The following is a 13480-nucleotide window of genomic DNA, read 5'->3' as shown; positions in this document are numbered from 1 at the left end:
TTAAGTCAAAATCTTAATAGAGAAAGTCTTGTTTTTTCTGTCCAATATTTGGGCATTTCTTTTGATTTATAAAAAATCGAGTGTTATGTTTGAATTGTTTAGAGTTATTCTAAATAATTGAACAAGGAGGTTTCATCAATGGAGAAAACAAAGGTTATTATTGTCGGCGCATCTCATGGCGGACATCAATCGATTTTAGAATTGCTATCTAGATATGGTGAAAATGTCGATATCACCTTATTTGAAGCAGGGGATTATGTTTCGTTCATGTCATGTGGCATGGAATTATATTTAGAGGACCAAGTGACAGATGTTAATGATGTACGAAATTTCAGACCAGAAAACTTTCCACAACCCAATGTTCACATTTTAAACAATCATGAAGTAAAAGCGATTCATGCAGACCAAAAGACAGTAACGGTGACTAGTATCTTAGATAAGAGTACCAAAGAGTATGAATATGATAAATTGATCTTAAGCTCAGGAGTAAAACCAAATTCATTGCCAGTACCAGGAACAGATTTAGAGAACGTTTATTTGATGCGTGGGTACGATTGGGCTACTAGAATCAAAGATAAATTAACTGATCCAGCAATCAAAAATGTAGCTGTTATCGGTGCAGGCTATATCGGGATCGAAGCCGCTGAAGCTTTTCAAAAAGCAGGGAAAGAAGTGACGTTATTAGACGTGATTGATCGACCATTAGGCACTTATTTAGATCCGGAAATGACGGATATTTTAACCGAACATTTAAAAGAAAAGGGTATCAAAGTCGTGACGGGTGCGAAAATCACTGCTTTCACTGGTGAACAACAAGTCGCTGCGATTCAAACAGCAGATGAAGAAATCGCGACAGATCTTGTGATTCAAGCAGCTGGAGTCAAAGCGAATACGGAATGGCTAAAAGGAGTCGTAGATTTAGATGATCGTGGTTGGATCGTTACCGATGAATATTTGCAAACCAATTTACCTGATGTGTATGCAGTAGGGGATGCAACCCTTGCTTATTCGATACCTGCCCGCTCAAAAATGCCGATTGCACTAGCAACAGTGGCAAGAAGAGAAGCACGATATGTAGTCAAACATCTATTTGAGGATACACCAAGCCAACCATTTGGAGGCGTTGTAGGTTCTTCGGCATTAAGTGTTTTTGATTATCACTTTGCAGCTAGTGGTTTGAATAGTTTTACAGCAGAAAAAGCAGGCGTAGCTATTCGCACAGCTTATTATGAAGATACTATTCGTCCTAAATATGTACCTGAAGAATATGGGAACACGAAAGTTTCAATCCAATTATTCTTTGACCCAATGACACATCAAGTCCTTGGCGGAGCTGTTTTATCTACTTATGATGTGACTGCTCAAGGCAACGTACTAGCGCTAGCGATCCAACAAAAACTGACGATCGAAGATTTAGCAGAAGCTGACTTTTTCTTCCAACCAGGTTTTGATCGCCAATGGAATATGATCAATCTAGCCGCGCAACAAGCATTGGGAGAAGAACCATTTGTAGAATAAAATCAAACAATTAGAGACATTCGTTAGACATGTTGTATTTTACGTAAAATATAAATGAACCGCCTGAAACACTTCAATTGTTTCAGGCGGTTTTTGTTATTTTTTTGTATTAATAACTTTTAGTTACTATTTTATAGCTGGAATTAGTAAGATGCACCATTCATGTTTAAACTACTCTTTTTACATCCGTTTTTTTCGGAAATAATCAGGTGTTTTTCCGGTTTCTTTTTGGAAAAGTTTGAAAATCGAAGGGACACTTTTATAGCCGATTTTTAAGGCAATCGTACTTAAACTATCGTTTGTTTCTAGCATGAGTCGCTTTGCTTCAGATAAGCGTTTTTGATCGATCAACTCTTGGAAACTACTACCGGTTTTATTTTTTAACAAGTTGCTTAAATAGTTTTTGTTATAGCCAAAAGTTTCTCCTAATTGCTGTAAGGTGATTTCTGCATAGTGATCATTGATATAATCTAAGATTTGAATCAGCGGCTCATTACGAATCGTTTTTTTATTCGTGATAATCACTGGTGCTTGGGCGCTTTCTACCATCAGTGAAGAAAATAATAAATTCAGCAAAAGTTGCTTATGCACAGACTCTTTTTGATAAGTGGTCAACATCAAACTTTTAATTAGCTGATTCGCTAAGGGACTCATTGATAAGTCTAGGAGGATATAACTAGTATGTTCAGTAGGCGAACGAGTTGCTTGAAAGAAAAAATCTGTGATTAGATTATTGGATTTTGGTAGATTAGGCAATAGAATATTTTGAATAGCTGGAATATCAAGGAGGAAATTGATCAAGATATCCTCTGCTCCTACATAATCGATTTGTTGGATAACCTTACTATCTAACAGAAGTAACTGTCCTTTTTCTAAATGAAAAACGTCACCGTTCAAACGCTGGGTGCAGTGCCCATTGAATAAAAAATTCAACTCAATAAAATGATGGGTATGCGCGGGTGTGTAAGAAAATCTTGGATGTTTATTAATTGTGATTGATCCAAACTCAAAGAAATTACTTTTAGGAATTTCTGGAACGATCGAACGATGATAGTTGAGGTTCATCGTATTAATATTTTTACCTGATTTTTTTTGCAATTTTTCGATTTCCGTTTCTTTGAATAACTCTGCGATCCATTTCTCCATGAACTTCACCTCTTAATGATCATCTTACCTTGCTATTAATGTAACACAACTTCTTAACCAAAAAACCTGTAGATTTGATATAAACATTCTGGATTTTGGAAATTGTTCCCCGAATATGAAAGCGGTTAATATGTAGAGGGAGAAAAAGCATAAGTGTTTAGGAAGGAGAACTTAAATCTTTTAGCTGTTGATTGTTAACGACTGTTCCTGTTTTTTTTAAGTGATAGAAAGCGAAAAATGGAAAATTTTAGCCTATTTTTGAGGAAGAGTGAGCTATCAAAATGACTAAACAAATGTGTTCATTTGGCTTAACTTTCGCTAGTTTGGGTGAGACGTACGGGGCTGTTTCATTCGTTATTGAGCCATTCGTTCAAAAGATTTAGATTATCAGTTATTGACAATGAGAAAAAAGAATCGTGCATGATTACCATTGCTACGATCCAAAACCAAGGAGTGTGGAAGATGAATAGTGAAAAACAAACAAGATGGTTATGGTACCCAGGAGATTTTGAAATCAGACAAGGATTATTACAAAATTTTTCAAGAGAAGAAAGAGGCTATGACTGGCCTGCTTATTGGAACGTTGATGATTGTCATAAAAATGTGAAATTCAAACGTTACTACGAACTGACAGAACCAACTTCTTTTATTGTTTATGCAACAGGGATTGGCTATGTGGAAGTGAATGGGAAAAAGTATCCACTTAAAGAAACAATCAATTGTCAGCCTGGAAAGAATAAAATCAGGATTTTTGTAGGCAACGCAACTGGATTACCCGCTGTCTTTGTCGAAGGAGAGGTTATCAAGAGTGATTTAGGTTGGCGAGCAAGTAACTTTATTGAAGAACTACCAGCTGGTTGGAGCTCACTTTATTTGGATAAAGCAAACGATCCAAATCATGTCTATTTTGAAAAAAAAGTGGTTACACCTGTTTCAATCAACGAACAGAATGATGGGGTATTGATCGATTATGGTCGTGCGGTTTACGGAACACTGGCAATCAAAAAAATGACACATGGACAACCGATCATGATTTGCTATGGTGAATCTGCATCAGAAGCATTAGATGTGGAGATGTGCTATTACAAGGAAAAAGCAGCTACTGTTGAAACAATCCCAAGAAAGCGTGCTTTTCGGTATTTGTTTGTTCCAGATGTTGCGAAGGAAGAAATTGAGATCGAGGCAATCCATGAATCCCTTCCTTTAACCAATCATGCTGCTTTTTCTTCAGACAATGTCCTTTTAAACAAGATTTGGGAAGTTTCTGTGGAAACATTTACCCTATGTAGCGGATTGTTCTTTATCGATGGGATCAAGCGAGATCGGTGGATCTGGTCAGGCGATGCTTACCAAAGCTACTTTATCAATCAATACCTCTTTTTCGATGAAGAAATCAATACCCGAACGATGTTAGCGCTTCGTGGGCAAAATGAGATCAAGCAACACATGAATACGATCGTTGACTACTCGATTTTATGGATCATCGCTGTTGAGAATCACTATTTAATGACGGGCGACACGGTTTTCTTGAAACAAATCTATCCTAAGATGAAGACGATGATGGACTATCTCCAAGCACAAACGAATGAACTTGGCTTTATTTATGGGCGAGAAAAAGATTGGTTGTTTATTGATTGGACGGAGATGGATCGAGAAGGAACCTTGGCAGCAGAACAAATTCTATTGCTTAAAGCTTATCAAACGATGATGACTTGTGGAGCTGTTTTGGGTGAGGTAGATGACTACGAGCAGAAGTATCAACAACTAAAAGAAAATGTCATGAGCTATTTCTGGGACGAAGAAAAGCAGGCATTTATTGATTCCTATGAATCGAAAAAGCGCCACGTAACTCGTCATGCCAATATCTTTGCCATTTTATTCGATTTAGTGGAACAAGAAAAGAAAGAACAGATTTTAACCCATGTATTGTTAAACCCTGAAATTACCCAGATCACGACACCTTATTTCAAATTTTTCGAGCAAGATGCTCTATGTAAAATGGGTCAAACAGACCAAGTGTATCAAATCATCTGTGATTACTGGGGCGGAATGGTTGAAAGAGGGGCAGTGACATTCTGGGAAGAATATATCCCTGAGGAAACGGGCGAACAAGTGTATGAAATGTATGGGGATCCTTTTGGCAAAAGCTTATGCCATGCTTGGGGAGCAAGCCCAATCTATCTATTAGGCAGATATTTCGCAGGTGTCCGACCACTTTCACCAGGATATCAAACTTTCATCGTTGAACCTAATCTAGCTGCCTTTGAAAGTCTAAACATGCAAATACCAATCAAAAATGGACTTGTCACAATCAATAAAGAACAAGAACAGCTACACATTTCAACGACGCGAGAAGGAGGGATTCTCCGTATCAACCAGCAAGAGGTTCATTTAGAGCCAGGAAAAAATTATGATATCTCCCTTGAAACAACTAAGAGCAAACAACTGATTTGAAAAAGGAGAGGATTGGAATGCAACAAACACGAATCAGTGTAAAGGAAAAAATTGGTTTTGCTTTAACAAATCTCGGAAATATCCCAGTGATGACGTTGTTGAATACGTACCTTTTGATTTTTTATACCGATGTAATTGGCATTAATCCTGCTGTAGTTAGTACGCTTTTTCTAGTCTCCAGACTACTTGATGGTTTCAGTGATCCTTTATTAGGTTTTTTGATCGATCGTTTCCCAGTGACGCGCTTTGGCAAATATCGCCCGATTTTGGTGCTAGGAACAGTGATTTGTTGTATCAACTATTTACTTGTTTGGTTTGCGCCGTTACTTTTTACTAGTCAAAAAATCGTCGTTATCTATATTTCTTATATTTTGTTAGGTATCACTTTTGATTTAATGGATATCCCATTAAATAGTTTGATCCCCGTATTAACCGATCAAGAAGCCGATCGAAACATCTTGTCGTCCATAAAAGGTGTGTCGTATACAGTAGGACCTACTTGTTTGAATATTTTGGCACCGTTGATCCTTTCCGCTTACAATAATGGGCTTTCTGGGTATACCTTGTTGATTGTCGGAACGGTACTAGTCGTCTTGTTCTTCACGATTTTTGGTACATTAGCACTGAAAGAAAGAGGGAATGAAGAGCCCGCTGAATTATCGCAAGAGCGCGGCTATTCTTATAAAGAAGCGCTTGCTATCTTAAAAATTCGTCCAGTGATGACCCTATTTATCAGTATGCTTTTTATTACCGCCGCAAGCAATATCTTTAGTGGATCGCTTTTGTATTATTTGAACTATATTTTGAATGACACAAAATTGCTAAGTTTCGCTAGTTTTTTAGGACTGTTTGGTGCTTTAGGAGCAGGTGTGTTGGTCCCTAGTTTATCTAAGCGATGGGGGAAGAAAAAAGTATATGTTGGCGCATTATCTTTACTCTGTTTAGCGATGATCGTGATGATCGGCGTGCATCAATCGAAAATGATTTTCTTAGGGGCTTATCTTGCTGTCCAAGTTGGCTTAGGGCTGACCAATACTTTGCAGTATAGTTTATCTGCTGATAATGTGGATCAAATAAAACACGAGTTGGGAATTGAAACAGCAGCGCTGATCGCTTCATTGAATTCTTTTATCATGAAATTTGCGATGGCGATTGGTGGAGCTATCCCAGGATTTGTTTTGAGCTATACAGGCTATGTAGCGAATCAGGCGCAATTATCTAGCGCATCATTTGGCATTATTTTCTCTACTTTTGTAGTACCACTTGTTTTTTACCTAATCACGCTCGGTGTTTTCCAAATCGGTTATCCAGCGAACTATTTATTTGTTACGACTAAGGAAAAACCTTCCATTGGTTGATTTGCTGCTTTTTCGTTCGTTAGACTGAAAGATAGTTACCTAATTACCTAAAAGCTCTGGTTGCTATTGACGAAAAGCTAACTGAAAATGAAGAAAAAGGGGAGGATGCCAGTGTTTACCTTTGAGCAACTAAAAACATTTTTGATGGAAAATAACGAAATTGAATGTCGACAACAAATTGATGGTCAAAATATCAATGACCAACAGTTGCCCTATGAGACAGTCGCAGTACCTAAAATGCCCAAAAACCAATTTTTCAAAGAGGGTAATATCTTTATCAATAAACATCATCGTTACGCTGAAATGCCTGCACATACGCATGAATTTGTTGAATTTAACTATATGTTGTCTGGTTCATGTGTCCAATATGTCAACGATAAGAAAATTCACTTGAAAGAAGGTGAATTGCTGTTATTAGACAAAGAAATCGTTCAGCGTATCGATCCTTTAGAAGAGGAAGACCTTTTGATCAATATTTTATTGAAAGGGGAATCGATTACGACTGACATCGTGATCAATATGGTGAAGTCACGTGGATTGGTCAATGAATTTCTATTAAATGCTTCGCAGGAAAAAGGAAAACATGATGAATTTATCCATTTTCATTGTGGTGATAACTTAGAAGTGCAAGGGTTATTGCACAAAATGATTTTGGAATATTACAACAAACAAGACTATTATATGCGGGCACTGAATCTGAGATTGTCTTTACTATTGATCGAACTTACCCGTGATTTAGAAGAATATGTTACGCAACGTGAGAATCAGGAATTATTAGAGATTTTACGATATATCGATCTTCATTTTCGAAAACTGACACTGAAAAATCTAGCGAAACATTTTGGTTATAATGCAAATTATTTAAGTAATAAATTGAAAAAAGAAACAGGGAGTTCTTTCCAAGAATTGATCAATTCTTTGCGGTATAAAACGATGATCGAGTTGATGAGAGAAACGAATAAAACTTTTGAAGAAATCTCGTATGAACTTGGTTTTGAAACTCTTGCTTCTTTGTATAAATTAGTCGGAAAATACACAGAACTGACACCTAAAGAACTCAAAGATAGTCTGTTAAAAAAATAGAATAGGCAGTTGTGATGCAACGAGTCCTTTTTCTCAGGTGATCTGTAAAAAAGATTTGACCAATCATGAACTGGCAATGAAAAGCGAAGATTAACGAAAGCGTATTCCAAATGTATTGGATAAGTGTGAAACTTCTTTTCGTTTCCTGAATGTTCGAAAAAGAATCGCTTGTTTGATTCGCTGAAGCATACGAATGTGATTTGGATAAAAAGAACACTTTTTTTGCTATAGTCCTGAGTAATTCATACGTTTACAATTCTAACTGTTCGAACTTATAAAACTTATTTTAAGGAGTGTTTTTTATGAAGAAACAACAGGCATCAACTACTACCACGGTCAAAGAGTATTCGCCTCTAGCTGTCGCTGCTGGAATTGGCTCCATGCTTGGATCTGGCTGTATTGTTGGACTCTCAGCGACGATTCCCGTTTGGCAAAAGGGACTAGAGCTGACAACTGGACAAGTCGGGATCGTTTCTGGCGGGCTAACTTTTGCAATCGCTTTCGGATCGCTGTTTACTGGACAGATATCAAAAGCATTTGGCTTGATCCGTTCATTTAACTGGATCAATTTGTTTTACGCGATCGGAGCTGCGGTCTGTATTCTAGCCACAAGTTTCCCAATGCTCTTATTAGGCGTGATTATCATGGGCGTAGCATCTGGAGCAGACTTACCATTAAGTTTGACCGTTGTTTCTCATGATGCACCTGATGAGCATACTTCTGCTCGTTTGATTTCTTCCACACAGATTTTTTGGCAAGTGGGGATATTCATTTCTTACATCTGTTCGTTTCTTTTATCGGGAATCGAAGGTGTGTTAGGAGCAAGAATTGTTTTTGCCATCTTATTTACGTTTGCAGTGATCACTTGGTTATGGCGGACACTTTCACCTAAGTTTAGACAATTTCATGAAGCCGGAGCTGCTCGACAAGCAATGACCAAAGTGACAAGCGACTCGAAAGAAGTTTCTTTCAAGACAGTACTATTTGGGGAAAACAAACAAAAATACCTTGGCTTTTTCGCCGCTATCTTGATTTTTTATGTGTGTTGGAACCTCTTAGCGAATACTTGGGGACAATTTCAAACCTATGCTTTGACAAATGCCGGAGCTAGTCAAGCACAAGCTACAGGATTAGGGATCGGGTTGAATGTGATTTCTTTAGCAACAACGATTGCATTTGCCTCTGTTGCAGGTGGTAAATTTAGAAACAAAGCTTTCTTTATTGGGGCAGTCGTTCAATTTGGCGCAATGTTAGGTATGGCATTGATCGGTGGTGGTGCAGGATTTATTGCATTAGCGATCACAATTGCTTTTTATAATTTTGGGAATCCACTAGCCGGAGAAGCAATCTACAAAGTATGGACACAAGAATCTTTCCCAGCAGAAACACGAGCTTCACTTCAAGGGTTCATCAATGGTTTTTCAAGAATGTGTTGTGGGTTATTTGCTTTTGTTACCCCTTACTTAGTTGCTCCTGATCGTATCCAGACGTCTATGTTTGGCTTTGCGGGAATCGTTTTAGTAGCAACAATTGCTGGAGTAATCATGATGCGTCTACAGAAAAAATACCCAGTGATTGATCCCGTGGATAAAGAGCTGGCTGAAGGAGAAATGACTGCATCGTTCACCAAGTAAAGAAGAGGAGAAAGCAAGATGGCATTTACTTTTCAAATCAATCAAGATGTGCGTTGGAAGAAAGACGAGGCACTGCTAACCAAAGCACAACAACATGTACCAAATCTTCTGAAAACGAAGATCGAACCAGTAGCAATCACTGAAGTCGTTGAAGACCCACATGGTTTGAATGGGTATTCAGCAATTAACAGTGACAAAGAAATCAAACAACTAGCTGATTATACCTTAAAAAGGGATGAAGCGATTATCTTAGATTTAGGGGATCATTATGTTGGGCATTTTAGTCTGTCCATTGACTCGGTTGGTTCGCCAATGGATGCGCCCTTATATTTACAACTGAAATTTGCGGAAGTACCCGCTGAACTTGCGGCAGATTCTAGTGTATATGATGGTTGGTTGTCAAAGTCTTGGATCCAAGAAGAATTTATCCATCTAGATGTTTTACCGGCACGTTTAGAATTACCAAGAAGATATAGCTGTCGTTATATTGAGCTAAAGGTGTTAGATACTTCACCCAAGTGGCAAGCTAGTTTTTCTGATCCGCTTTTTATCGCAGAAAGTTGTGTGTCACTCGACCAATTACCAAAGCCTGTGATTGCTGATGAAGAACTTGCTTCCATCTACCAAGTTTCTGTTAAAACATTATTTGATTGCATGCAAGAAGTCTTTGAAGATGGGCCCAAACGAGATCGCCGATTATGGATTGGTGATTTACGTTTACAAGCGTTAGCGAATTATGCGACTTTCGGTGATTTAGCTTTAATGAAACGTTGTCTTTATTTATTTGGTGGGATGACGACCAGTGAAGGGAAGATTCCAGCCAATGTTTTCACAGCCCCGCAATTGACGCCAGATGATACGTTTTTATTCGACTATAGTTTGTTTTTTGCAGTGATCTTAGCTGATTTTTATCAACAGACGAAAGATTCAGTTGTCTTGCAGGATTTATATCCAGTAGCGAAAAAGCAGATGGAACTAGCACTGACATGTGTCGATGAAGAGGGACGCTTGAATTTGTTAGAAGAGTGGCCAGTATTTATTGACTGGTCGAATGAGTTTGAAAAGAGTACAGCAGGGCAAGCAGTGTTGATCTATGCGATGAAACGATTCAACCAGTTGGCAGAACAAATGAAAGATCCACAACTGAGTCATTACCAAGAAACAACAGAGAAACTGATTGCGTTTGCGAAACAACAATTATTTGATGAAGAAAAAAAGCAGTTCATTATTGAAACAACCGGAGAAATCAATGTGGCGAGTCAAGTTTGGATGGTTTTAGCAGAGGTCTTTGATCAACCAATGAATCGAGAAATTTTGGAGACGATGATTGCGCATCATTTTCCAATCACAGGGATTGCTACACCTTATATGTATCATCATGTAGTCGAAGCGCTATTTGTAGCTGGACTTCAAGAAGAAGCTATCCAGTTAATGAAAAACTATTGGGGCAAAATGATTCAGCTGGGAGCAGACACTTTTTGGGAAGCTTTTAAACCAGAAGAACCAGATTTTTCTCCTTATGGCAGCCCGATCATCAGTAGTTATTGCCATGCGTGGAGCTGTACGCCAGCGTACTTGATCGAAAAATATCTAAATTGAAAAAGCAGTCAGTTACTTTACATTGTCAACTGAAAAAAAGACAGTTGGATCGTTAAGTAATGATTCACTGATTCATCCTAGACATAAGCAAAAAATCTCAAAACCATTTTTGCGGTTTTGAGATTTTTTGCTGTAGTATGAAACGGACGAGCAGTTTATCCGTATAATCAAAGGTTTATCGCTTACGAGAAGACTTGTACGTTTTTTTGGGGGAGTCCATGCGTCCCATATAATAGGATTAGGTGTTCCAATTATATGGCTTTGTTAGGATGTCGGTTCCTTTAGATGTAAAATATCTTCCCAAAAGTGAAAGTATTGATCGGTCAATTGGATTTCAACGATGTCCACCCAATGAATCAATTGCTCATCTAAGGAAAATCCTTTTTCTGTCATGTCTCGTTGGACAAATCCTCGATAAGAGTTGTTATCCTTACAGCGGACAATGATTTCTTGTTTGGCAATAAACGCAGTGATAGCGATCGTTTCAAAATGTTGATGGACTGTTTTCAAAAAATCACTTCTTTCTAGTTTAATGAAATAGGCATTTTATGCTGATCAATGGCAAAACGCTACTCTTCTTCAGGAAAACTTTGGTAAAATTCATCTTTGATCGGAACGATCTCTTCGTTAAGACTTCGGTTACTTAACGTTTCATGTTGTGTGACTGACTGGGGAAAATAGGAAACATCAAACCACTTATCTTCCTGTTTTATTTGAACATGTCGGACGTCGCACCAGTGAACGGTCTGTTCTTCAAGGATAAAATAGTCGTGATAAGCTTCACCAGTAAAGAAACCATCGATGCTTTCTAAGTAGCGGCCAAATTCATCCTTGGTATTTAATTGCAGACTTACTTTTTTATGGTAAAGAAAAGCCTCTAATAAAACACTATCCATTTCTTCTCGAGACATTTGTTCCAACGGACGAATCTCTTTCACTGCCCACGCTTCATTTTTTTTGATCCCAGTGACTAGCTCTTCCATAGCGAATGCGGTGCCCCATTTTAATCCGAATGGGCGATCTCGGTATTCATTGTAGTCGAGAAATTCTTTTTTTGTTCGACGCATAGCCCTCACCTTCAATACCGGCATGACCACCAGCGTGTCCGCCAACGAGTGAACTCCTTGCGATCGCACGGCCACCTTCTAATAAGCTATGGGCATGGACAATTGCACTGAACCCATATTTTTGGCGAATACGATCAACGACAAAATCGATTTTGGCATCGTTGACTTGTTCATCGGGATCTGCAAATAGATTCAATTGCAGACTGTCTGTGTAAATTAGTTTGGAGCAGTTGACACCGACACTGCGAATGTCTTGATGCTGGTAATGTTTACGAAAAAGATTCAATAAAATGAGACTGAGTTCATGACTAGAATTTGTCGGCTCAACTTTTAGTTGTTGATGAAATCCAGTTTTCCCTAGACGATCTCGATAACCTAAAGAGTAGCCCATCCACAAGCTAACAACTTGCGCTTTCGCATGTTCACGCCGCAGACGAGTTCCGACTTGATCAGCCATTTCTTTAAGAACGATTTCAAGTTCTTCACGCCTTGTATAATCACGATTCAAAATTTGACTATTCCCAATACTTTTTGATTTGGGGGTATAGTCTTCTCCCAAAAAGCTTCGATCAATTCCCCAAGCATGGGCAAAAAGCTGGGTGCCAATCACTCCAAATTTTTCTTTTAGTTGGTAATAATCCGCATGAGCTAAATCATGAACAGAATGAATCCCCAGTCGTTTGAGCCGTTTGGCTGTCCGATGTCCAATTCCCCAAAAATCGGTGAGAGAAGGAATACGCCAAACGTTGTTTGCCACATCTGCATAGCGCCATTCGGCCTTTCGCTCTTTTCCTTTAGAACCGTTATCCAACGCTAACTTAGCTAGTAGTGGATTATCACCAATCCCAATAGTTGTATGGATTCCTGTTTGTTGGTAGACATCCTGATAGATGATTTCAGCCAGATCCCAAGCACTTTTGACTTTAAAAAGTTTCAAACTGTTGGTGACATCAAGAAAGCTTTCATCGACAGAATAGACATGGTGATTCTCTTCATCCACGTACTTTTTATAAATAGCATTGATCTCGGTATTTTTTTTCATGTAGTAAGCCATTCGTGGAGGGACCATATAAAGATCGTCGGGATAGGGAAAGGGTAAATCTCTTGCTCGACTGATATTTGTAATATGATAGGCTTTTTTTGCGGCTGGACTAGCAGCTAAGATCAAGCCACTCCCACGTTCATCGGTTTTCCCTGACGGATAGGACATGACGACGAGTTTGGTTGTTAGAGGATCTAAATGACGTTCGGCACACTCAACAGAAGCATAAAACGACTTACAATCGATGCAAAGAATATCTCTCGAAGGTTCTTTTGTGTAATCAAAGACTGGATTTTGATTTCGAATCATATTCGTCACCTCTTCTTATTGATTAGAACACATGTTCGTGTTTTGTGTCAACGAAAAAAACGTGATGGAATGGGTAAAAAAACAGTGGAGAAGAAGATTGTTGTCTTTTTATCGTTTAGAGAAATGGGTAGTATCTGAAGCAAAATTAATTGAAAGAAAAAACAGCTGGATGACCTCATTAGTTAATAAAAAAAGTTATTTTATTTTTTGCTGATCAGAAAGTCATTAGGAAATTTTACACTGAAAAAAAGAATGAGCCTAGATATACTC

Annotated in this window: 10 protein-coding genes; 6 read left to right on the top strand and 4 right to left on the bottom strand. The window is 38.3% G+C overall.

The window, feature by feature from the left end; translation table 11 throughout:
• The first annotated feature begins 138 nt into the window (after positions 1 to 138).
• Positions 139 to 1518 carry an FAD-dependent oxidoreductase gene (locus AB3I12_RS07765; RefSeq protein WP_010738534.1) on the top strand — a complete coding sequence of 460 codons (1380 nt, stop codon included), beginning with the start codon at positions 139 to 141 and terminating at the stop codon, positions 1516 to 1518.
• 180 nt (positions 1519 to 1698) lie between these two features.
• On the opposite strand, the gene AB3I12_RS07760 is transcribed toward AB3I12_RS07765, so the two are convergent.
• Positions 1699 to 2664 (bottom strand): AraC family transcriptional regulator, encoded by a 966-nt coding sequence (locus AB3I12_RS07760; protein WP_063626514.1) that lies wholly within the window; start codon positions 2662 to 2664, stop codon positions 1699 to 1701.
• Positions 2665 to 3126: 462 nt separating this feature from the next.
• Between AB3I12_RS07760 and AB3I12_RS07755 the strand changes: the two genes are divergently transcribed.
• From AB3I12_RS07755 to AB3I12_RS07735, 5 genes are all read left to right on the top strand, one after another.
• Entirely contained in the window at positions 3127 to 5118 is a 1992-nt protein-coding gene (locus AB3I12_RS07755) for an amylo-alpha-1,6-glucosidase (RefSeq protein WP_063626515.1), read from the top strand.
• A gap of 17 nt (positions 5119 to 5135) precedes the next feature.
• Positions 5136 to 6476, top strand: coding sequence for an MFS transporter (locus AB3I12_RS07750; RefSeq protein WP_010720189.1), 1341 nt, complete (start codon positions 5136 to 5138; stop codon positions 6474 to 6476).
• A gap of 111 nt (positions 6477 to 6587) precedes the next feature.
• Entirely contained in the window at positions 6588 to 7559 is a 972-nt protein-coding gene (locus AB3I12_RS07745) for an AraC family transcriptional regulator (protein WP_010720188.1), read from the top strand.
• Positions 7560 to 7861: 302 nt separating this feature from the next.
• Positions 7862 to 9193 (top strand): MFS transporter, encoded by a 1332-nt coding sequence (locus tag AB3I12_RS07740; RefSeq protein WP_063626516.1) that lies wholly within the window; start codon positions 7862 to 7864, stop codon positions 9191 to 9193.
• An 18-nt stretch (positions 9194 to 9211) separates the two neighbouring features.
• Positions 9212 to 10792: a family 78 glycoside hydrolase catalytic domain gene (locus AB3I12_RS07735; protein ID WP_063626517.1), complete on the top strand. Its 1581-nt coding sequence runs from the start codon at positions 9212 to 9214 to the stop codon at positions 10790 to 10792.
• Positions 10793 to 11056: 264 nt separating this feature from the next.
• Here AB3I12_RS07735 and AB3I12_RS07730 read toward each other — a convergent pair whose 3' ends face one another.
• From AB3I12_RS07730 to AB3I12_RS07720, 3 genes are read right to left on the bottom strand one after another with little or no spacing between them, the layout of a single operon-like run.
• On the bottom strand, positions 11057 to 11302 hold the full coding sequence (locus tag AB3I12_RS07730; protein ID WP_034699443.1) for a hypothetical protein: 246 nt from the start codon (positions 11300 to 11302) through the stop codon (positions 11057 to 11059).
• A gap of 59 nt (positions 11303 to 11361) precedes the next feature.
• Entirely contained in the window at positions 11362 to 11859 is a 498-nt protein-coding gene (locus AB3I12_RS07725; RefSeq protein WP_063626518.1) for a hypothetical protein, read from the bottom strand.
• Positions 11822 to 13210: a Y-family DNA polymerase gene (locus AB3I12_RS07720; RefSeq protein ID WP_063626519.1), complete on the bottom strand. Its 1389-nt coding sequence runs from the start codon at positions 13208 to 13210 to the stop codon at positions 11822 to 11824. The genes AB3I12_RS07725 and AB3I12_RS07720 overlap by 38 nt, the downstream gene beginning before the upstream one ends.
• Positions 13211 to 13480: the final 270 nt, after the last annotated feature.

The organism is Enterococcus sp. C65 (genome assembly GCF_040887165.1).
Taxonomy (GTDB): Bacteria; Bacillota; Bacilli; order Lactobacillales; family Enterococcaceae; genus Enterococcus_B; species Enterococcus_B hirae.
Note: the sequence above shows the minus strand (reverse complement) of the source record. Positions and strands in the feature narration are given on the sequence as shown.

What these genes read in the sequence shown, in the direction of transcription:
- AB3I12_RS07760 (WP_063626514.1), bottom strand. Translation starts at nt 2,664, where the DNA reads ATGGAGAAATGGATCGCAGAGTTATTCAAAGAAACGGAAATCGAAAAA.
- AB3I12_RS07750 (WP_010720189.1), top strand. Translation starts at nt 5,136, where the DNA reads ATGCAACAAACACGAATCAGTGTAAAGGAAAAAATTGGTTTTGCTTTA.
- AB3I12_RS07765 (WP_010738534.1), top strand. Translation starts at nt 139, where the DNA reads ATGGAGAAAACAAAGGTTATTATTGTCGGCGCATCTCATGGCGGACAT.
- AB3I12_RS07725 (WP_063626518.1), bottom strand. Translation starts at nt 11,859, where the DNA reads ATGCGTCGAACAAAAAAAGAATTTCTCGACTACAATGAATACCGAGAT.
- AB3I12_RS07720 (WP_063626519.1), bottom strand. Translation starts at nt 13,210, where the DNA reads ATGATTCGAAATCAAAATCCAGTCTTTGATTACACAAAAGAACCTTCG.
- AB3I12_RS07735 (WP_063626517.1), top strand. Translation starts at nt 9,212, where the DNA reads ATGGCATTTACTTTTCAAATCAATCAAGATGTGCGTTGGAAGAAAGAC.
- AB3I12_RS07755 (WP_063626515.1), top strand. Translation starts at nt 3,127, where the DNA reads ATGAATAGTGAAAAACAAACAAGATGGTTATGGTACCCAGGAGATTTT.
- AB3I12_RS07740 (WP_063626516.1), top strand. Translation starts at nt 7,862, where the DNA reads ATGAAGAAACAACAGGCATCAACTACTACCACGGTCAAAGAGTATTCG.